Genomic DNA, 19,499 nt, shown 5'->3' on the forward strand with positions numbered 1-19,499 from the left:
CCTAACTGAACGGTTGTTCAGAAAGTGGCCGGAACGCGGCGGACTGTCCAGCCCTTACTGTAGGGGGCGGATCTTCAGCTTGGTGATCCGGTTGGCCTCGCGCGCCAGAACCAAGAAGCGGAAGCCGTGGAAGCTGAACACCTGACCGGGGGTCGGGATGGTCTGCGCTTCGTGGATCACAAGGCCCGCGATGGTGTTCGCCTCGTCGTCCGGCAGGTTCCATTCGGTCGCACGGTTCAGGTCGCGGATCGTCATGTGGCCCTCGACGATATAGGTGCCGTCCTCTGCCTTCTTGATCGGCAGTTCAGCCTCGGCGTCGAATTCGTCGGTGATCTGACCAACGATCTCTTCGAGGATGTCTTCCAGCGTGATCAGGCCTTCGATGCTGCCGTACTCGTCCACCACCAGCGCAAAGTGCGTACGGCGGCGCAGGAACTGGCGCATCTGCTCATCCAGCGAGGTGGTGTCGGGAATGAAATAGGGCTTCATCGCGACACTGGCGATATCAAAGGCTTTCATCGCCTCTTCATCGCGCAGAATGGTGTCCATGGCGCGCATCAGATCCTTGGCATGGACCACGCCGATGATGTTCTCCTGATCGCCTTTGAACAGGGGCAGGCGGGTGTGATTGCTTTCCAGACACTGGGCCAGAATGTCTTCGATCGAATCCTCGGCATTGATCATCTCGATCGAGGAACGGTGCAGCATGACCTCTTCGACGTAACGGTCGTTCAGGTCGAGAGCACCAAGAATGCGGTCGCGGTCCTCTTTCTCGACCACGCCTTCGGAGTGACCGAGGTGCAAGGCGCCTGCGATCTCTTCTCGCACGGCAAGGATTTGGCTGTCAGGGTCGATCTGGACGCCGAACATACGCAGCACCAAACGAACCAAGGCGCGGACGGCTGAAACGATGGGCGAAAAGACTTTGACGATCAGGGTGATCATGGGGGCTGCACGGGCGGCGGCCACCTCGGCATTGGTGATCGCGTAGGTTTTTGGCAGCACCTCGGCAAAGATCAGAACCAGCAGGGTCATGACCATTGTCGCCAGCGCGACGCCCGATTCCCCGAAGAGACGGGTAAAGAGCGCGGTTGCCAGCGATGTCGCCAGAATGTTGACAAGGTTGTTCCCGAGCAGGACCGAGCCGATCAAACGTTCATTGTCTTCGGTGATCTTCAGCGCTTGTTCCGCGCCCTTGGACCCTTTGTCCGCGTTGGCCCGCAGTTTCCCGCGCGAGGCGGCTGTCAGCGCGGTTTCAGAACCCGAAAACAGACCAGAGAAAACCAGAAGCAGCAAAATGCCACCGGCGGTCGTCCAGAACGAAGCGTCAAATAGGGAGGTGTCCATAAGTCTCTCAGAAGTGTTTTGGGGGCAGATGGCGCTTTAAGAGCCTTTCGCCAAGGGGTGATGTTCGAAAACCAGCGATTTCAGCCGCTCTTCCAGAACATGCGTGTAGATTTCCGTGGTGCCAAGGTCCGCGTGCCCCAAAAGCGTTTGGATCGCCCGCAGGTCAGCCCCGTTGGCCAAGAGGTGAGTCGCAAAGGCGTGGCGCAAGGTGTGGGGCGTGACTGCCGAGGGGGACACGCCCCCTTGGACGGCGAAATCCTTGATCATCAGGTAGAAGGCGTGGCGGGTCAGATGCCCGAGTTTGCCCCGCGACGGAAAGAGAAAGGGCGAGGCAGGTTTGCCCTTGAGTCGCGCCTCTTCCTCGGCAGCATCGCGGTGTTCAAGCCACAGGATCAGGGCGTCTCGGGCGGGCTCAGACAGAGGGACCATGCGCTCTTTGCCGCCTTTGCCCTTGATCAGAAGCATGCGGGGATCGCCGCGTGTGGCGGCCACGGGCAAGCTCACCAGTTCTGTCACGCGCATTCCGGTGCCATAGAGTAGTTCCATCAGGCAGGTGTTGCGGGCCTGCTCGGCTGCGTTCCGTCCCGAGTCGGCCGCGGCATCTAGCAGGCGCGTGACGTCCTCTTGGCTTAGGGTCTTGGGCAGGCGTTTCGCTTTGCCCGGTCCGGTGATCTGAATGGCGGGGTTGGTGTCGCGCCAGCCCTCATCATGCACGAAGCGGAACAACTGTTTTAGCGCAGACAGGCGGCGCGCACGCGTGGATTGGGACAGGCCCTGCGCCTCGCAAAAAATCAGGTAGTTCTCTAGGTCATTGCGTCGCGCGGTGCCAAAGCCGCTGCCGTTCCGCGCCAACCAGTCTACCGCATCTTTCAAATCCCGCCCATATGCCAAGAGCGTGTTCGTTGCGGCGTTCTGTTCGGCGGCCTGTGCTTCGAGAAAGCTGGAAATCCAGCGGTGGTCTTCCATTGCAGCCCTCAGACAGTCTCCAACAGCAACAGCTGTAGCGCGACCGAGCGCGCGGTGCCGACAAGTCCAACCGCCCGAAAAAGCGAAAGCGCCTCTGTGATCTGGCGCGGATCGCTGCGCAGGTCCTGCGACAGCTTGGCCATCGCACTCAGGATCGCTTCGCCGATGGCTCCGTTGTCGATCATGGCTTGCAACTGGCGCGAAGGGTCGTTGGTAAATCCGTCGTAGATCGCCCGAAGTTGCGGTTGCGAGGGCGGCGTGTCCGGCATCTGCCCAGAGGCGATGGCGCGCAGCATCGCGTCGGTCGGCGTGATGTTGGGCAAACGTCGCGCGGCTTCCTCATAACCGGGAGACAAGAGCGCAACCTCAAGCGCCTGACGTTCATGCGCCCCATTCAGGTCAATGTCCAAAAGCCGAGTGCCGAAGAGGCGGGCAAAGGGTACCTGTAAGCCGACTTCGCCCATACGGCTCCACGCGTCTGGCAGCGTGCGGATGATCGCCTGCTTGTCGCGGCGGTTCAAAGCGGTTTCAAACCGCTGCACCGCTTCGACGCGATCCCAGACGCCACCGGATGCAGCGGGCAAACGGGCGGAATAGATACCAAGAAAGCTGTTCTCGGACAGGGCGCCAGCACGCGCTAGACGCTCTGCTGCCTCAAGCTGTGCTTTCCAACCGGCCACGGGGCGCAGGTCTGCGTGGGCAAAGGCGCGGGGCAGAGGGGCAGTTGGCATACGCTCGCCAATCGCCTCGAACATGCGAAATTCCAGGGGTGTGGGCACATCCGGAAAGGCCAGCATATCGTCTGCTTCGAAAAGGTCAGGATCAAGGAAACGCGCAAGCAGCGCATCCTCGGCAGGGGTCAGCATCCCGAGCACTTCGGCTGTGCCCAGAACCAGTGCTGCGGTGCTCCAGTTTCCGCGCCGTGCCAAACAAAAGATTCGCGCCGGATAACGGGCGGACAGTTCTGGCCTCCGGTCGATCTCCGCGCAGCGCGTGTCTTCGTTGCCAGTCAGCAAAGACGCATCGAATGCGCGCTGAAACAGCTCCGGCGTGTCGATTCCCGCGCGCTCCATCAGGGCTTCGGCTTGTTCCACGGCACCAAGACGCAAAAGCTGATCCACACGCAATTGTAGAAAATCGCCGGTGCGTTGCAGACCGGTGGGCGCATCGGCCTCGGCCAGTAACAGAGTGAACATCAGGGCGCGAATGGCGGGCAGCTCTGCATTTCCGGCCTGGCGCATCAGGCGGGCTAAATCTTCGGGGTCGCTCTGAGACCACAGGTCTCTGGGGAAACCGGTGACAGACCGCGCCAGCAGTCCAGCCGCATCGGGCGAGGGCCCTCCCAAAGGAGTGACCACCACTTCAGGGATTTCGCTGCTGCCCAGATTGTCTTGGGCCGGGGGCATTGCGATGGGGGTGGCCTCGATCGAGTTCGACAGCCAGTCTATTGCGGACAGGGGCTGCTGCGCGAGCGCAAGCCCCGGCCACAGGGCCACCAGAATGGCGGCCTTATTCCACATGCAGGATGACCTCCTGACGCACTTCATCCGCAGGCGCAGAAAAATCGGCACCCAAAAATGGGCCAACATAGGCATAACAGACCAGCCCGATGCCGCCTAAAACAACCAGATAAAATAACCACTTGATGATGCGCCCCATAGTCCCCTCATTCTCGTGTGTTTGGGTTTGGCCGAGATTATATATGGCATTTCCGCCAAGTTCACGTCATTGAAGGCGTCGAATTGCAATTTAGCGTGAACACGCCGACGATCCGAAGCGGGAGCCATGACACTACGCCTTAAAAAGACTGTCGTTCTGATCGGGATGATGGGAGCCGGAAAAACAGCCGTGGGCCGCGCCTTGGCCGAACGCCTGCACGTGCCTTTTCTGGATTCGGACGAAGAAATCGAGCGCGCAGCAGCCATGAGCATCCCTGAAATCTTTGCCCGCGATGGCGAGGATTTCTTTCGTGCCCGCGAGAGCGAGGTTATCTCGCGCCTTATCACGAGCGAGGGTGCGATCCTCAGCACCGGCGGCGGCGCATTCCTGCAGGCCCGCAACCGAGAGGTGATTCACGAGCAAGGCGTGTCGGTCTGGCTGGACGCAGAGTTGCAAACCCTTTGGAACCGCGTGCGCCACAAAAATACGCGCCCGTTGCTGCGGACCCGCGATCCAAAGGCGACGCTGACCGAAATCTACCACAAGCGCGTGCCCATCTACGCCAAGGCCGACCTGCGCGTGACCTCTGAGCCGCGCCTGCCGATTCCCGAGATGGCAAACCGCGTGGTCGAAGCTCTGAAAACCCGCCCCGATGTTCTGGAGGTTTGTGATGATTGAAACCGTCTCTGTTCCGCTGCCCGGCCGTGAATACAACATCCGCGTGGGCCAAGGTCTGATCGCCAGCGCTGGTTCCGAAATCGCGCCCTTACTGCGCCGGAAAAAAGTCGCCGTCGTCACTGATGAAAACGTGGGCGCTCTCCATTTGGAGACGTTGCGCGCGGGGCTCGAGGCTGAAGGCATCTCCATGACTGCCCTGACCCTGCCTGCAGGCGAAGGGACCAAAAGCTGGCCCCACTTCACCCGCACCGTCGAATGGCTGCTCTCTGAACAGGTCGAGCGCCGCGATGTGGTCGTGGCCTTGGGCGGCGGCGTGATCGGTGATCTGGTGGGCTTTGCAGCATCGGTCCTGCGCCGCGGCGTGCGTTTCGTGCAAATCCCGACATCCCTGCTGGCCCAAGTCGACAGCTCGGTCGGCGGCAAGACGGGTATCAACACTCCTCATGGCAAGAACCTAGTGGGAGCGTTCCACCAACCCAGCCTTGTTCTGGCGGACACGGATGCCCTCGGAACGCTGACCGAACGCGATTTCCTAGCGGGCTACGGCGAAGTCATAAAATACGGCTTGCTCGGGGATGCGAAGTTCTTCGAATGGCTGGAGAAAAACGCATCCAAAATGGCTGCAGGCGACGTGGACGCTCGCATCTATGCGGTCAAACGCTCGGTCGAGATGAAGGCTGCAATCGTTCTGCGCGACGAAACCGAACAAGGCGACCGCGCGCTCCTAAACCTTGGCCACACCTTCTGCCACGCTCTCGAAGCCGCTACCGGCTACTCTGATCGCCTGCTCCACGGCGAGGGCGTCGCGATCGGCTGCGCATTGGCCTTCGAACTCTCGTCGTGCCTTGGCCTCTGCCCCCAAGAAGATCCCTCGCGCCTGCGCCAGCACTTGCGCGAGATGGGCGCCAAAGTGGACCTTGCGGACATTTCCGGCGATCTGCCCGATGCGGACAAGCTGCTAGACCTCATGGGGCAGGACAAAAAAGTCATCGACGGCCAGCTCCGGTTCATCCTCGCACGCGGGATTGGCCGGGCGTTCGTCACCTCGGACGTTCCGCGCGACATGGTACGCACGCTTCTCCAAGAAGCCCTCTACGCCCGCTAAACTCCCAAAGGCCCGCCATCGTCGCGGGCCTTCTGCTTTCTGCTTTGTCCAAATACTCACGGCACCACAACCGCCACGAGACCAAAGCAAAAAGAAAGGGGCCCGAAGGCCCCCCAACATTCCAATCAGAACGGAATTTCGTCGTCCAGATCACGGCCGCCGCCGCCACCTTGGCCGCCGCCGTAGCCGCCACCGCCGTTATCCGACGGGCCGCTATCATAGCCGCCGCCGTAGCCGCCACCCTGACCACCGCCGTAGCTGCCGCCACCGCCGCCTTGGCCACCGTCGTTGCGGCCGTCCAGCATGGTCAGCTCACCGCGGTAAGGGCGCAGGACGACCTCGGTCGAATAGCGGTCCTGACCGGACTGGTCCTGCCATTTCCGGGTCTCAAGTTGACCTTCGATATAGACCTTCGAGCCCTTGCGCAGATACTGCTCTGCCAGCTTCACCAGCGGTTCCGAAAAAATGGCGACGGTGTGCCATTCGGTGCGCTCGCGGCGCTCGCCCGAGTTGCGGTCCCGCCATGTTTCCGAGGTCGCAATACGCAGGTTGGCCACTTTGCCGCCGTTCTGGAAGCTGCGCACTTCGGGGTCGCGTCCCAGATTTCCTACCAGAATAACCTTGTTTACCGATCCGGCCATAGTGGTCCCTTTCGAATCCTTGTTCCGTCGTGTCCCGCGCAGGCTTACACAAAGCCGTGTCCCACTAAAACGCCCGATCCTGTTTGGGTTGGAAAAATCCACAGATTTGTCTAAGGTCCACGGAGTTTTTCCAACGAGGGGCTGTCCATGCGTCTTTCTATGATCCGGACCTTCGCGACGACTGCATTTGTTTTTTCATTTACGACGACATCCTTGGCGACTTTTGCCCATGCGGATACGGCGGGCTCCCGCGCGCGCATGGCGGCGTTTCGCACGCAAACTTCTGTTCTGGATGGGCGGGCGGCTTCGCAATACGCGGCGTCGGTCAAGCTGATGCCGCCTTCGGTGGTCACGCCCACCAAATGGGCGACGCCTAAATACGCTGGCCGTTATAGTGGGCCCTATTTGGCAATGGCCAAGAGTGCCGCGCGAAAGCACGGTATCCCCGAGGATTTGTTCGCGCGTCTTGTCCAGCGCGAGTCGGGCTGGAACGCCGGTGCCAAATCCCACAAGGGCGCACTGGGGCTTGCGCAGTTGATGCCGGGCACAGCGCGCTTGTTGGGAGTCGATCCGAATGATCCCGCAGAAAACCTAGAAGGTGGCGCGCGCTATCTGGCCGAACAATACGCCGAATTCCGTGATTGGAAGCTGGCGCTGGCTGCCTACAACGCGGGTCCACAGGCCGTGAAAAAACACAACGGCGTGCCCCCGTACAAAGAAACCCGCGCCTATGTGAAGGCTATTCTGGGGAACTGACGGGCACCTCTGTCCGGAACCACAGATCATGATGATGCTCCAATGCTTGGTGCATCACGGTCCCGCCGACACCACGCCGCACATGACGGTAGAGTCTGCGCCAATAGGGCAGGATAATCGTGCCGTCCTCAATCATGATCTCTTCGATCTGTGCAATCACCGCCTGCCGCGATTCGATGTCCGTGAGGCCAGAAGCTTCGTCAATCAGGGCATCCAGCTGGGGCAGGGCCACGCCCGACTCGTTCCAGACGGAATCTGATTTGTAACCAAGGCTTAGGATTTGCACTGCGAGGGGCCGCGCATTCCACTGGGTGCAGGACAAACCGTGCTCTTTCCATGCGCGGCGAAAGGCTTGCCCATGCAAACGGCGCCGAGTGACTTTTAAATCAGCATCCCGCATTTGCACCGCGAGTGCGTCTCCCGTAGCGGCATTCCAATCATCATCCACCGTCACCAATTCAAAGGGCACCGCCCACTGACCCGACTCGGCCAGCAAGGCACGGGCGCGTTTCGGGTCTCTTTTTGGGACTGGTTGGGCTACATATTCAGGGTGACGCGGCGCGACGGGATGGTTCTCGCCGACAGTGCCGTGATTGGCATATCCAAGCTCTAATACGATGTTGTTGTCGACCGCCGCGGCCAGTGCGCGGCGCACCCGTGGGTCGGCAAAAATGCGTGCGCCGTCCTGCTCAAAATTTCGGTTGGCGCGACAGACCAGCGTGGCCGAGGTGTCAACCTCTGACCGGAATAGGTCCATCGCATCAAACGTTTCGATGTAGGTTGCGCTGCTCTCGTGGACCATGTCGATGCGGTCCTCGGCAAAGGCACGGACAAAGACGGCGGGGTCTGTGCCGATATCCACATACTCGATCCGCGCGAGGGCTGGGGTGCCGCCCCACCAGCTTTCACGGCGGCTTAGGACAGCGGATTGCCCCTCGATCAGCAGGTCGATCATGTAAGGCCCCGTGCCAATCGGATTGGCCAAGAGGTCTGCACCCGTCTCATCAAACGTGGGGTGAACCACCAGTGCAGGGTAGTCTGTCAGGCTTGCGATGAGCGCCACATCGGGGCGCGACAAATGCAGCCGCAGTGTGTGATCGTCCAATATTTCAAGGGCGGACTCGGCCAGCTGTCCTGTCGTCCCATCCATCAGCGCACTCATCCGGTTCGCCATGGAATTGCCTGCCGCAGAGCTATCGCACCATCGCGAGAAATTGTAAGCGACATCACTTGCGATAAACGGATCGCCGTTCGACCACGAAACATCCTTGCGCAGGTTTAGCGTGTAAGTGCGGGCATCATCGCTGACTTCCCACCCCTGAAGAAGCCAAGGCTCGAACGTGTGATCTGTTCGCCAGCGCACCAGATTTTCGCACAGTCCGCGCGCCACGTTCCCCTGTTCGGGCCAGTCAAAGAGGCGCGGATCGGCAAAGGTCAGTACCCGCATCTGGCAGCGCAGAACCTCGGTCGCAGACAGGACCGGAGCCTCTTGGGCGGGGGCAGAGGTGGGCAGGCCCGCCATAGCCAGGGCCGCGGCTGACGTCACGCCAAGTGACGTCGCATAGGCTAGAAATTCTCGCCGACTAAGGGTTCCCTGATCCATATGGGTTCGCAGCCCCGCAACGGCGGGATGCAGCGGGGCGTTGGTCAGGGTTTTGCGCGTCATTTCAACCTCTTTGAGCGGAGGACGTCTGTTGGCGAAGGGCAGGGGTGCCATACGCTATCTTGATTGCGCACAGAAAAACGGAGCGGGTCAACCGCTCCGTGATAAAAAGCCCGTTTCGGGATCAGGATCAGGCGGCGGATGTGCGCGCGCGGAACCGTTCTGGTGACTCGCCTGTGACATTCTCGAACGAGCGCGTGAAGTATGCAGGTGAGCTGAACCCCAAATCCTCGGCGACTTGCTGGAAGCTGACCTTGCCGTCGGACAGAGCCTCTTGGGCCGCGTAGTGGATGCGCTGATTTAGGATGTCAGAAGCCGAAAGGTCGCACAACTCTTTGCAATAACGTGTTAAATCGGCGGGTGTGTGCCCCAGATCGCTGGCATAATCTGCGATGCCCTTGCCGGATGCATAATTGGCTTCGACCGCCGAGGTATAGGCGTTCACGGCTTCCACAGCTTCGGGGTTGTGAGCGGCTGCGGATTTGGGGCCCTCTTCGCTCTGGCGTTCGAGCCAGACCGACACCAAACCAAGCAGGCAGATTGCTGCGCGTTCTGATCGGGCGCGACGGCTGTCCAGTTCCTGTTGCAGGACTTCCAGATGGCCGGTCAGTTCGCACTGATCAATCGCGTTGCGGACACGCAAGTGCATGGGATGTTGGGGTAACCCGACGTGCAGCGCCGAAGAAATTCGCATGACGGTGCCATAACACTGGGACCCGCATTCGAATTTCAGCATCGTGCCTGCAGGCACGAAAATGGCGTTGTGACTGTTATATCCGCTGCGTACACCGCTCAGGATCATGCGACCTTGGCCACGCGTGACCCAGATCAGCAAATGGTCCGAATAGCCGCGCATCGCGTTCCGCTTCCAGTCAGGGCCGCAGAAGAATTGGCTCAGGGACTGGAACCGGACAGGCTTGTTGCCATCTCGGATGGGCCATTGTCCCGTTTCGGTCGGATTGATAATCAGTGCACGGTTCATATTTACTAGATCTGTAAGTTTCCAAAAGGGTTTGGAAGACACCCTACACAGCCAGTAGAAGGGCAACTTTAGTCTAGATCAAGCCTAAGCCAGTTTGACATCTTGCTTCTGAGCCAGCTTCTCTGACGCTTTGCATACTGCCTTGTGGCGATAACGGCTTCATTTCTCGCGGTTTCTAAGGGAATACCGCCGTTGACATAGGTGATTAATTCTTTTGCGCCGATGGCCTTGGACGACTGCCATTCGGGGCGCCAAATCGGCGCAATGTCGCGCGCTTCGTCCAATGCACCCTGTTCCAGCATCAGATCAAAGCGCTTTTCGATCCGGTGATTCAGCCAGTCGCGATCCGGCATAAGTGCAATTGCCTTACAGTTTGCGAGCGGTAACAGCGGCGGCGGGGTGTCATCTTGCCATTCTGCGATGCCCCGACCTGTGGCGCGCAGCACCTCCCACGCGCGCTGGACACGCATCGGGTTATTTTGGTCCAGCCGACTGGCGCTACGGGAATCGAGCTCTGCCAGCAGGGCTTCGAACCCTTCGGCGGCGACCCGTGCATCTGCCTCGGCACGGATTTCTGGTGGTGTGGCAGGAATTTCGGCCAGACCCTCTGTAAGCGCGGTGAAATATAGCCCCGTGCCTCCGACGATGATCGGGCGCGGGCCATGCGACAAGAACGGCGTGACCTCTCGGAGCCAATGCCCCACGGAATAATCCGCTTCTAGCGGAACGTGTCCGTAGAGGTGATGCGGCGCAATGCTCAGGTCTGCGTCATCCGGACGGGCGGTCAAAACCCGCCACCCTGCAAAAACCTGCAGGGCATCCGCGTTCACAATGATACCGCCCTGAGACTCTGCGATGCGCAAGGCGAGCGCGGATTTCCCACTCGCGGTTGGTCCTGCGATCAAGACAGGCTCGTCCTTGGCGATGGTCGAGATATCAAAGCTGTTCAGCGCATCGGGCAAGTCGGCACTCCGAATTTATAATACCTTGGGTTCTGCATTGATCCCGTGCGCGTTTTCCGACATTTTGCGCCCGACTGAAAGACATCGCCCGAGGATCTTCGATGGATAATACGCCCGACAGCCTGCAGCCCAAGTTTAATCGTGTTCTTCTCAAGATCTCTGGCGAGGCCCTGATGGGTGATCAGGGCTTTGGTCTGCACCCACCGACCGTCCAGCGCATCGCGCGCGAGGTCAAAACGGTACACGATCTGGGCGTCGAGATTTGCATGGTCATCGGGGGGGGGAACATTTTCCGCGGTCTGTCCGGCTCTGCCCAAGGCATGGAGCGGACAACCGCCGACTATATGGGCATGCTCGCGACGATCATGAACGCACTGGCCATGCAGTCCGCTTTGGAAGAGCTGGGTGTGTTCACCCGCGTGATCAGCGCGATCCGCATGGACGAAGTGGCAGAGCCGTATATTCGCCGCCGCGCCGTGCGTCACCTGGAAAAGAAACGCGTTTGTATCTTTGCCGCTGGCACAGGCAACCCGTACTTCACCACCGATACCGCAGCGACCCTGCGCGCCAACGAAATGGCCTGCGAGGCGATCTTCAAAGGCACCAAGGTCGATGGCGTCTACGACAAAGACCCCAAGAAGCACGCCGATGCAAAACGCTATGACAATGTCACCTATGACGAGGTTCTGGCGCAGCACCTCGGCGTGATGGACGCAAGCGCGATTGCGCTGGCGCGCGACAATAACTTGCCGATTATCGTATTCTCGCTGGACGAGCCCGGTGGCTTCCGCGGTATTCTGGCGGGGCAGGGTACCTACACTTCGGTTCACGGATAAAGACGGCAAGGGGCCTCGGGCCTCTGCCGCAGCAACCAAGACAGGGCATCGCACCTCTCGCGGGCCCCAATCAGGAAAGAGCACAATATGGCTGATGAAGAGTTTGAACTGGACACCGATGATCTGACCCGCCGCATGGAAGGTGCTATGGGCGCGCTGCGTACCGAATTTGCATCGCTGCGGACCGGTCGTGCGTCGGGCTCCATGCTGGAGCCCATCATGGTCGAGGCTTATGGCCAGCGCACTCCGATCAACCAGGTGGGTACGGTCAACGTCCCCGAGCCACGCATGGTCACCATCAACGTATGGGACAAGGGCATGGTCGGTGTCGTTGAAAAGGCGATCCGCGAGAGCGGTCTGGGCATCAACCCGCAGACCAACGGCACCATCATCATGCTGCCGATCCCCGAGCTGAACGAAGAGCGCCGCAAAGAGCTGACCCGTGTTGCTGCCCAATACGCAGAGCACGCCCGTGTCGCTGTGCGCAACGTGCGCCGCGACGGTATGGATCAGATCAAGAAAGCCAAGAGCAGCATCTCGGAAGATGATGTGAAGTATTGGGAGACCGAGGTTCAGGAGCTGACCGACCAGTACATCAAAGCCGTCGACGCTGCTCTGGAGACCAAGCAAGAAGAAATTATGCAGGTCTGATTACGAGTATAGGGAGGGTGCGTATGGCGCTCGATTCAAACGCTAAGAACGCACCCGAACATGTTGCCATCATCATGGATGGCAACGGACGTTGGGCGCAAAGCCGTGGCAAGCCGCGGCTTTTCGGCCACCATGCTGGCGCGCGCCGCGTACGCGAGGTAGTTGAGGCTTGCCCTGATCTGGGTGTGAAGTATCTGACGATCTTTGCCTTCTCGACCGAGAACTGGAAGCGGACACAGGTCGAGGTCGCAGGCCTCATGAGCCTGTTCCGCCGGTACATCACCAAGGAAGCCCGTGCGCTAAAGGAAGAAGGCGTGCGAGTCCGCTTTATCGGGGATCGTGTGCGACTCGATAAAAAGCTTCAGACGCTGATGGACGAACTCGAGCATTTGACCGAGCACAATGATCGCGTGCATCTGACTATTGCGCTGAATTACGGGGGGCGGGACGAGGTTGCGCGCGCGACCAAGCGTTTGGCCCAGGACGTTGCGGCAGGCAAAGTCGATCCCGAAACCGTGGATGGCGAAACGCTGGCCCGCTATCTGGATACGCACGTTCTACCCGATCCCGATCTGGTCATTCGGACTAGTGGCGAGGCGCGGATCTCGAACTTCCTGTTGTGGCAGTCCGCCTATGCGGAATACGAATTTATAGACACAATGTGGCCCGACTTTTCGCGCGATGTTTTTGCAAACGTCATTGCGGGCTACTGCAAGCGCGACCGACGTTACGGCGGTGTGAAAGTATGAGCAACGCTGCAAAATGGGCCGACCTGATCCCGCGCGCGGGCTCTGCCATTGTTATGTTGGTGGTGGGTCTGGCCTGCGTTTGGTTCGGCGGTCTGTGGTACTCAGCCCTGATCGCCTTGGCCGTGGGCTGCATGATTTACGAGCTACGGCTTCTGGGTAAGGCCCGTGATCACAAGGTCGCTGTATTTCTCGGGGGGCTTGCGGCGGTGCTGACGTGGTTTCTACCGGTTCTTCCGAACATCACGATATTGCCTGTGGTCGCTGGCATGATCGCCGCAACGATTGGCGGCGTGCGCAAGCCATTCCCGATCGGGGTGGCCGCTGGTGCAATTATTCTGGCCGGCTTCGTTCTGGTGTCCTTGCGCACCGATGCGGGCATTGTCTGGGTGTTTTGGCTGCTGTTCGTGGTGATCGCCTCGGACGTTGCGGGATATTTCGTTGGCAAAACCTTTGGCGGACCGAAGTTCTGGCCGCGCCTGTCGCCCAAGAAAACGTGGTCCGGCACCGTGGGGGGCTGGGTGGCTGCTGGTGTGATCGGGGGTCTCTTTGCGGCGACCACTGGGGCGGGACCGATCCTGATCCCGATCAGCGCCGCAATGGCCTTTGCCGCGCAACTCGGCGATATCGGCGAAAGCTGGCTGAAGCGTCGGGCAGGGGTCAAGGACAGCTCGCGTCTGATCCCGGGGCATGGCGGCTTTATGGACCGGTTTGACGGGCTCGTTGGCGCCTGCATGATCGCTCTATTCGTTGTGGGGGCGCTGTGAAACGCATCAGCATTTTTGGCGCGACAGGGTCCATCGGGCAAAGCACGCTGGATCTGATCGGTCGCCGTATGGACGATTTTCAGGTCGTGGTTTTAACCGGCGGCGCGAATATTGCGCAGTTGGCAGGTGACGCTCTGAAGTTTCGCCCCGAGCTTGTCGTCACGGCCTATCCCGAAAAGCTGGACGATCTGCGCGCGGCGCTCGAGGGCAGCGGGATTGAATGCGCCGCAGGGCAGGACGCCTTGGTCGAGGCGGCCACGCGCCCTGCCGATTGGATCATGTCCGCGATTGTTGGGGTTGCGGGACTGGCTCCGGGGCTAAAGGCGCTGGAGCAGGGCACGACCCTTGCGCTCGCCAACAAGGAATCTCTGGTCACGGCTGGCCCCTTGCTGCTGGACACAGCCCGTAAGCATGGGGCCACGATCCTGCCTGTGGACAGCGAACATTCGGCGATCTTCCAAGGTTTGGTGGGCGAAGAGATGTCAGCGGTCGAGCGGATCATTATCACGGCCTCTGGCGGTGCGTTCCGCGATTGGCCGATCGAGGATTTGCGCAACGCGACCTGCGCCCAAGCTTCGACCCACCCGAACTGGGACATGGGCCAGAGGATTACCATTGACTCGGCCTCGATGTTTAACAAGGCGTTGGAAGTCATAGAAACCAAAGAGTTTTTCGGCTGTGATCCCAAGATGATCGAGGTTCTGGTCCATCCCGAATCTCTGATCCACGCTCTGGTTGGCTTTAATGATGGCGCGCTCATTGCCCATGTGGGCGCCCCTGATATGCGCCATGCCATCGGCTACGCCCTGAATTGGCCGGACCGCGCCCACCTGCCGGTTGAACGGTTGGATCTGGCCGCGATTGGCCGCATGACGTTCCGCGCGCCGGATGACACCCGCTACCCTGCTTTGCGACTCGCGCGCGAGGTGATGGAAACTGGCGGTCTGTCCGGCGCTGTGCTGAACGGCGCCAAAGAACGCGCGTTGGATCACTTCATCGCCGGTCGCATCCGCTTTACCGATATGGCTGATCTGGTTGCAGGCGCTCTGGATCAATTGTCGCGTCGGAATACGCTTCATTTGCCGGTTACTCTTGATAACGTCGCTCAACTGGACCATTTGGCCCGTAAGGCGGCTGATCAGATCGCCATGGATTTGGTAACGTAAGAGGCAGTTTTGGATATTCTCGCTTTGGCACCCGGGTTGGGTGGTCTGCTGTACACTATCGCATCGTTCGTTGTTGCACTGATCATCATCGTCGCGGTCCATGAATACGGCCACTATATTGTCGGCCGCTGGAGCGGGATCCAAGCTGAAGTCTTTTCGCTGGGGTTCGGGCCGGTGTTGGCGTCGCGTGTGGATAAACACGGCACGCGCTGGCAGATCGCCGCGCTTCCCCTTGGCGGCTATGTCAAATTCTTGGGTGACAGCGACGCGGCGAGCGGCAAGGACGCGGAGGCCATAGATGGCCTGAGCGATGCCGACCGTAGGCACACGATGCATGGTGCCCCATTGTGGGCGCGGGCGGCGACCGTCGCTGCGGGCCCTGTGTTCAACTTTATTCTTTCTATCCTGATTTTTGCCGCAGTCATCCTGTGGGAAGGTCAGCCCAAAGAGCCCCTGACCATCGGCCAACTCCAAGACCTACCGGGCAATGTCACGTTGCAAGAGGGCGATACCCTGCTGTCGATTGGTGGCCTCGACCTGCCCGAAGAGGGGCTGTCCGCAATTCGTGCCGACCTGCCCAAGGAGGGGTCGCTCGAGTATGTCGTGCTGCGCGATGGCCGCGAGGTTACGGCACTTGGTCCGAATCCCTATCTTCCTTTGGTGGACCAAGTCGCGCCGCGCTCTGCCGCGTACGAGGCGGGGATACGCCCGGGCGATGTGATCACCGCCGCGGACGGCGTGCCGGTGTATGCGTTCAGCCAGCTGGTAGATGTGGTCAAAGACGCCGAAGGCGCTCCGATCAGCCTGTCTGTGTGGCGTGATGGGCAGGATCTGGACATCACATTGAACGCCAAGCGTGTGGACGAGCCGCTGCCCGAAGGGGGCTTTCAGACCGTCTGGCGGATCGGTGTCGTCGGCGGGCTGTTCTTTGATGCGGCAACCGAGTCGGTCAGCTTTACCGAGTCGCTCGGTGCAGGTGCAGCGCAGCTGTGGTTCCTGATCGAGGGCTCGGTCTCTGGGCTGTGGCACATGATCACCGGAGCGATCAGCACATGTAACATGTCGGGTCCTGTCGGGATCGCCGAAGTGTCAGGTGCGATGGCATCGCAGGGGGCGCAGAACTTCATCTGGTTTATCGGATCACTGTCAGCGGCTGTAGGCCTGCTGAACCTGTTCCCTGTGCCGGTTCTGGATGGCGGGCACCTTGTGTTCTTTGCCTACGAAGCTGTCGCGGGCAAACCCCCGAGCGACAAAGTCCTGCGTGTGCTGATGGCAGCCGGTCTCGCTTTGATCCTTTCGCTGATGGTTTTCGCGCTGGGGAACGACCTGTTCTGCCCGTAACGCCCAAATTATGACGTAATCACAAATTACAGATAGTCTCACGCGACTGTATCGAGTGAGGCTTTTCTATGACTGCATTGACCCAAGGGTACCGCAGCCTGTCTTTCCTTGTTGGGATCAACTGGGACCGTCTTTTGTTCCCGCTTGGCGTGCTGGCCGGATTGGCCGTTGGCGCGGGGATTGGCGGCTATCTAGTCTAAAGCGATGACAAAGACGCCATATGCTGCGGTTGGTTTTTGACAAGCGTCCCATATCCCGATAGTCACACAACCAATTGAGATGATTTGACGGGGTCACTGCCATGACCGAATTTCCTCGCCGTAAGGCAGGCGGTTTTGCCAAAGCTGCAGGCCTGATGGCCAGCGTTGCTGTACTTTCTACCTTTACCAGTGTTGTTGCCACGCCGACGGTCGCTGTAGCTCAGAGCTTCGCGTTCAATTCGGTCGAAATCGACGGGAACCAGCGGATCGAGGATGCAACCATCCTGTCCTATATGGGGATCGCGCGGGGCCAGACGGTCTCGGCCGCCGAGGTCAACGCAGGTTTCCGCCGTCTAGAGGATAGCGGCCTGTTCGAAAGCGTTGACGTGCAGCCGCGCGGGAACACCTTGGTGATCAATGTCGTGGAATACCCGACGGTCAACCGCATCTCGTTCGAGGGCAACCGTCGTCTGGACGACGATGCCATCTCGGAAATCATCGAGTCGCAGGAACGCCGCGTTCTGAACCCCTCGCAGGTGGAACGCGATGCGGCCCGCATCGCCGAGGCGTACAGCCAGCAGGGCCGTCTGGCCGCGCGCGTGCAGCCCCGCATCATTCGCCGCAGCGATAACCGCATTGATCTGGTCTACGAAGTTTTCGAAGGCGACGTGTCCGAGATCGAGCGCATCAGTTTTGTCGGCAACCAGGCTTACTCGGATCGCCGCCTGCGCGGTGTTCTAGAGACCAAGCAGGCTGGACTGCTGCGCCGCCTGATCCGCCGCGACACCTATATCGAAGACCGTATCGCGTTTGACCGTCAGGTTCTGTCAGATTTTTACGCGGCGCGCGGCTACGTCGACTTCCGCGTCCTGAGCGTGACGCCCGAGTTGACCCGTGAGCGCAACGGCGTGTTCCTGAACTTCAATATCGAAGAAGGGCAGCAGTTCCGCGTCGGCGACGTAACCGTGTCCTCGCAACTGTCGAACGTGGACCCTGATCTGTTTGCAGAGGCGCTGCGTATCGAATCCGGCGACATCTATTCGCCTACGCTGGTCGAAAACTCGATCGCGCGTCTGGAGCGTTTGACCGTTCAGCAGCAGTTGCAGTTCGTCCGCATCGAGCCGCGCATCACCCGCAACGACCGTGATCTGACTCTGGATGTTGAGTTTGTTCTGTCGCGTGGTCCGCGCGTGTTCGTCGAGCGGATTGATATCGAAGGCAACACCACCACTCTGGACCGCGTGATCCGCCGCGAATTCACCGTTGTCGAAGGCGACCCCTTCAACCCGCGTGAAGTTCGTCAGGCTGCTGAACGTATTCGCGCTCTTGGCTTCTTCTCCGAAGCGGACGTCGACGCACGCGAAGGGAGCAGCCCAGATCAGGTCATCGTTGATGTGGACGTGACTGAGCAGCCTACAGGGTCGATCTCGTTTGGTGCGAACTACTCGACATCCGATGGTGTTGGTCTGGTTGGTTCATTCAGCGAGCGTAACTTCCTGGGCCGAGGTCAGTCGCTGCGCGTATCGCTTGGTAACTCGAGCAACACCTCGACGGCTGGCATCCAGTTTGTCGAACCTGCGTTCTTGGGCCGCGACCTCGCGTTCGGCCTGAACCTAAGCTACTCGAACAACACCGCTGACTTCGCCGAATATTCGAGCAACATCGGTATCTTCGAGCCGTCGTTGACTTTCCCCGTCAGCGAAAACGGTCGCCTTCAAGTCCGTCTCAAGGCCGAGTATGGCGAGATGTATGACGTGGACGACGAGGCCAGCGTCATCATCCAGAACGAAGCGGATGAGGACGCGCTGGAGGCCGGTGGCGCAGGCTATACCTACAGCTACGACACGCGCACCACGGGTCTGAACCCCAACGCAGGCGTGTTCCTGTCGTTCGGTCAGGACTTCATGGCGGGCAACGATGTCCAGTACGTCGAAACCAACATCCGCGCGCAGGCGCAGGCCTTTGTCCTGAACGAAGAGGTCGAACTGCGTGCGACATTCGAAGCGTCGAACCTGACCTTTAGCCAAGGCTCCAGCCGCGCGTTCCAGCGCTACTACCTCGGCAGCCGCTACATGCGCGGTTTCGAAGGCGGCGGTATCGGTCCGCGTGACGCGTCCGAGGATGCTGCACTTGGCGGTAACAACTTCGCGGTCGCACGTTTCGAGGCGGAATTCCCCATTGGCCTGCCCGAAGAGTACGGCGTCTCGGGTGGTGTGTTCTATGACATCGGCTCGCTCTGGGGTCTGGATAAGACCTACAGTGCCGACGTGCGGTACGAAGACTTCAGCCTGCGCCAAGTGGCAGGTGTGTCGATCTTCTGGGATACGCCGATTGGTCCGCTGCGCTTCAACTGGTCGGAGCCGATCGAGCGCCGCGCGCAGGACAAGCCGCGGACCTTTGAATTCACCATTTCGGCTGAATTCTGATGCGCAGGGCGATTGCTGCACTGGCTACGGCCTTGTTGTGCGGTGTTGCCCCCGCCACCGCGCAGACACTTGATTTCGGGGAGGGGCAGCCGGTTCAGGCTGCCCCTTCGGCCGTTCTGGTTGTCGATTTTGATCGGGCCTTCCGCGAGAGCCTGTATGGCCAGCGCGTTCTGGCAGAAATTGAGCGACGCCGAACCGAGATCGCGCGCGAAAACAATCGACTGACGGCGGAGCTTGACGCCGAAGAAGCCGAGCTGACCGAGCAGCGCAACACCCTAACGGTCGAGGAATTTCGCGCCCGCGCCGATGCCTTTGACGAGAAGGTTCAGGCGATCCGCCGTGAACAGGACGCCAAAGCCCGCAACTTTGGCCGTCTGACAGAGACCGCGAATAACCGTTTTCTGGAACTCGCCCGCCCGATCTTGGTCGAGATTCTGGGGCGCCATAATGCGACGTTGCTTGCAGACAGCCGCAGCTATTTCATCGTGTTGGATCAAGCGGATGTAACAGATGAAGCCATTGCTGAAATAAACGCCCGCATCGGGGCAGGCGAAACGGCAGAATCCGGCCAGTCCGAGTAGGGCGCTTGCCCGACCTTTTCCAACTT

At 59.9% G+C, this 19,499-nt stretch carries 19 protein-coding genes and 1 pseudogene; 12 read left to right on the forward strand and 8 right to left on the reverse strand.

Features of this window, described 5'->3' with window-relative positions; genetic code table 11:
* Positions 1-54: 54 nt before the first annotated feature.
* The 4 genes from N4A58_RS08605 to N4A58_RS08620 are packed head-to-tail and all read right to left on the reverse strand — an operon-like array spanning position 55 to position 3,972.
* Complete coding sequence (locus N4A58_RS08605; protein ID WP_072706956.1) at positions 55-1,347, reverse strand: HlyC/CorC family transporter; 1,293 nt, start codon at positions 1,345-1,347, stop codon at positions 55-57.
* A 36-nt stretch (positions 1,348-1,383) separates the two neighbouring features.
* Complete coding sequence (locus N4A58_RS08610; RefSeq protein ID WP_293708937.1) at positions 1,384-2,313, reverse strand: site-specific tyrosine recombinase XerD; 930 nt, start codon at positions 2,311-2,313, stop codon at positions 1,384-1,386.
* A gap of 8 nt (positions 2,314-2,321) precedes the next feature.
* Positions 2,322-3,833, reverse strand: coding sequence for a hypothetical protein (locus N4A58_RS08615; protein WP_293708938.1), 1,512 nt, complete (start codon positions 3,831-3,833; stop codon positions 2,322-2,324).
* Positions 3,823-3,972, reverse strand: a complete 150-nt coding sequence (locus tag N4A58_RS08620; protein WP_177218568.1) for a hypothetical protein — start codon at positions 3,970-3,972, stop codon at positions 3,823-3,825. The genes N4A58_RS08615 and N4A58_RS08620 overlap by 11 nt, the downstream gene beginning before the upstream one ends.
* A 123-nt stretch (positions 3,973-4,095) precedes the next feature.
* Between N4A58_RS08620 and N4A58_RS08625 the strand changes: the two are divergent.
* A pseudogene (locus N4A58_RS08625) lies at positions 4,096-4,650 on the forward strand (shikimate kinase); the annotation flags it as partial.
* Positions 4,643-5,755 (forward strand): 3-dehydroquinate synthase, encoded by a 1,113-nt coding sequence (gene aroB, locus N4A58_RS08630; RefSeq protein WP_293708939.1) that lies wholly within the window; start codon positions 4,643-4,645, stop codon positions 5,753-5,755. The pseudogene N4A58_RS08625 and the gene aroB, both read left to right, overlap by 8 nt.
* A 125-nt stretch (positions 5,756-5,880) precedes the next feature.
* On the opposite strand, the gene ssb is transcribed toward aroB, so the two are convergent.
* Entirely contained in the window at positions 5,881-6,396 is a 516-nt protein-coding gene (gene ssb / locus N4A58_RS08635; protein WP_072706938.1) for a single-stranded DNA-binding protein, read from the reverse strand.
* Positions 6,397-6,654: 258 nt separating this feature from the next.
* On the opposite strand from ssb, the gene N4A58_RS08640 reads away from it, so the two are divergent.
* Positions 6,655-7,152, forward strand: coding sequence for a lytic transglycosylase domain-containing protein (locus N4A58_RS08640; protein WP_293709297.1), 498 nt, complete (start codon positions 6,655-6,657; stop codon positions 7,150-7,152).
* On the opposite strand, the gene N4A58_RS08645 is transcribed toward N4A58_RS08640, so the two are convergent.
* From N4A58_RS08645 to miaA, 3 genes are all read right to left on the reverse strand, one after another.
* Positions 7,136-8,818 carry an ABC transporter substrate-binding protein gene (locus tag N4A58_RS08645; protein WP_293708940.1) on the reverse strand — a complete coding sequence of 561 codons (1,683 nt, stop codon included), beginning with the start codon at positions 8,816-8,818 and terminating at the stop codon, positions 7,136-7,138. The genes N4A58_RS08640 and N4A58_RS08645 overlap by 17 nt on opposite strands.
* A 127-nt stretch (positions 8,819-8,945) precedes the next feature.
* The gene (locus N4A58_RS08650; RefSeq protein ID WP_293708941.1) at positions 8,946-9,797 is read right to left on the reverse strand and encodes an AraC family transcriptional regulator; all 852 of its coding nucleotides are present in this window, start codon (positions 9,795-9,797) and stop codon (positions 8,946-8,948) included.
* Between the two features lie 68 nt (positions 9,798-9,865).
* Positions 9,866-10,759 (reverse strand): tRNA (adenosine(37)-N6)-dimethylallyltransferase MiaA, encoded by an 894-nt coding sequence (gene miaA, locus N4A58_RS08655; RefSeq protein WP_293708942.1) that lies wholly within the window; start codon positions 10,757-10,759, stop codon positions 9,866-9,868.
* Positions 10,760-10,860: 101 nt separating this feature from the next.
* Here miaA and pyrH point away from each other — a divergent pair, with 101 nt between their 5' ends.
* The 9 genes from pyrH to N4A58_RS08700 all read left to right on the forward strand — a co-directional run bounded on the left by pyrH (position 10,861) and on the right by N4A58_RS08700 (position 19,473).
* Entirely contained in the window at positions 10,861-11,595 is a 735-nt protein-coding gene (pyrH, locus tag N4A58_RS08660; protein WP_072706937.1) for a UMP kinase, read from the forward strand.
* Positions 11,596-11,682: 87 nt separating this feature from the next.
* A complete protein-coding gene (frr, locus tag N4A58_RS08665; RefSeq protein ID WP_072706936.1) occupies positions 11,683-12,246 on the forward strand; it encodes a ribosome recycling factor in 564 nt (187 codons plus the stop codon).
* A gap of 23 nt (positions 12,247-12,269) precedes the next feature.
* A complete protein-coding gene (locus N4A58_RS08670; RefSeq protein ID WP_293708943.1) occupies positions 12,270-12,995 on the forward strand; it encodes an isoprenyl transferase in 726 nt (241 codons plus the stop codon).
* Positions 12,992-13,759: a phosphatidate cytidylyltransferase gene (locus tag N4A58_RS08675; RefSeq protein ID WP_293708944.1), complete on the forward strand. Its 768-nt coding sequence runs from the start codon at positions 12,992-12,994 to the stop codon at positions 13,757-13,759. Before N4A58_RS08670 ends, N4A58_RS08675 begins: the two co-directional genes overlap by 4 nt.
* Positions 13,756-14,925: a 1-deoxy-D-xylulose-5-phosphate reductoisomerase gene (dxr, locus tag N4A58_RS08680; protein ID WP_293708945.1), complete on the forward strand. Its 1,170-nt coding sequence runs from the start codon at positions 13,756-13,758 to the stop codon at positions 14,923-14,925. The genes N4A58_RS08675 and dxr overlap by 4 nt, the downstream gene beginning before the upstream one ends.
* Positions 14,926-14,934: 9 nt before the next feature.
* On the forward strand, positions 14,935-16,266 hold the full coding sequence (rseP, locus tag N4A58_RS08685) for an RIP metalloprotease RseP (protein ID WP_293708946.1): 1,332 nt from the start codon (positions 14,935-14,937) through the stop codon (positions 16,264-16,266).
* 68 nt (positions 16,267-16,334) lie between these two features.
* Entirely contained in the window at positions 16,335-16,466 is a 132-nt protein-coding gene (locus N4A58_RS08690) for a hypothetical protein (RefSeq protein ID WP_276326922.1), read from the forward strand.
* A gap of 101 nt (positions 16,467-16,567) precedes the next feature.
* Positions 16,568-18,892, forward strand: a complete 2,325-nt coding sequence (gene bamA, locus N4A58_RS08695; RefSeq protein WP_293708947.1) for an outer membrane protein assembly factor BamA — start codon at positions 16,568-16,570, stop codon at positions 18,890-18,892.
* Positions 18,892-19,473, forward strand: coding sequence for an OmpH family outer membrane protein (locus tag N4A58_RS08700; protein WP_293708948.1), 582 nt, complete (start codon positions 18,892-18,894; stop codon positions 19,471-19,473). The genes bamA and N4A58_RS08700 overlap by 1 nt, the downstream gene beginning before the upstream one ends.
* The last annotated feature ends 26 nt before the right edge of the window (positions 19,474-19,499 follow it).

It is taken from the genome of Donghicola sp. (genome assembly GCF_025210255.1).
GTDB classification, from domain to species: domain Bacteria; phylum Pseudomonadota; class Alphaproteobacteria; order Rhodobacterales; family Rhodobacteraceae; genus Donghicola; species Donghicola eburneus.

What these genes read in the sequence shown, in the direction of transcription:
- N4A58_RS08650 (WP_293708941.1), bottom strand. Translation starts at nt 9,797, where the DNA reads ATGAACCGTGCACTGATTATCAATCCGACCGAAACGGGACAATGGCCC.
- N4A58_RS08620 (WP_177218568.1), bottom strand. Translation starts at nt 3,972, where the DNA reads ATGGGGCGCATCATCAAGTGGTTATTTTATCTGGTTGTTTTAGGCGGC.
- pyrH (WP_072706937.1), top strand. Translation starts at nt 10,861, where the DNA reads ATGGATAATACGCCCGACAGCCTGCAGCCCAAGTTTAATCGTGTTCTT.
- ssb (WP_072706938.1), bottom strand. Translation starts at nt 6,396, where the DNA reads ATGGCCGGATCGGTAAACAAGGTTATTCTGGTAGGAAATCTGGGACGC.
- aroB (WP_293708939.1), top strand. Translation starts at nt 4,643, where the DNA reads ATGATTGAAACCGTCTCTGTTCCGCTGCCCGGCCGTGAATACAACATC.
- N4A58_RS08675 (WP_293708944.1), top strand. Translation starts at nt 12,992, where the DNA reads ATGAGCAACGCTGCAAAATGGGCCGACCTGATCCCGCGCGCGGGCTCT.
- N4A58_RS08605 (WP_072706956.1), bottom strand. Translation starts at nt 1,347, where the DNA reads ATGGACACCTCCCTATTTGACGCTTCGTTCTGGACGACCGCCGGTGGC.
- N4A58_RS08640 (WP_293709297.1), top strand. Translation starts at nt 6,655, where the DNA reads ATGGCGGCGTTTCGCACGCAAACTTCTGTTCTGGATGGGCGGGCGGCT.
- bamA (WP_293708947.1), top strand. Translation starts at nt 16,568, where the DNA reads ATGACCGAATTTCCTCGCCGTAAGGCAGGCGGTTTTGCCAAAGCTGCA.
- N4A58_RS08690 (WP_276326922.1), top strand. Translation starts at nt 16,335, where the DNA reads ATGACTGCATTGACCCAAGGGTACCGCAGCCTGTCTTTCCTTGTTGGG.
- N4A58_RS08615 (WP_293708938.1), bottom strand. Translation starts at nt 3,833, where the DNA reads ATGTGGAATAAGGCCGCCATTCTGGTGGCCCTGTGGCCGGGGCTTGCG.
- N4A58_RS08700 (WP_293708948.1), top strand. Translation starts at nt 18,892, where the DNA reads ATGCGCAGGGCGATTGCTGCACTGGCTACGGCCTTGTTGTGCGGTGTT.
- N4A58_RS08610 (WP_293708937.1), bottom strand. Translation starts at nt 2,313, where the DNA reads ATGGAAGACCACCGCTGGATTTCCAGCTTTCTCGAAGCACAGGCCGCC.
- N4A58_RS08645 (WP_293708940.1), bottom strand. Translation starts at nt 8,818, where the DNA reads ATGACGCGCAAAACCCTGACCAACGCCCCGCTGCATCCCGCCGTTGCG.
- N4A58_RS08670 (WP_293708943.1), top strand. Translation starts at nt 12,270, where the DNA reads ATGGCGCTCGATTCAAACGCTAAGAACGCACCCGAACATGTTGCCATC.
- frr (WP_072706936.1), top strand. Translation starts at nt 11,683, where the DNA reads ATGGCTGATGAAGAGTTTGAACTGGACACCGATGATCTGACCCGCCGC.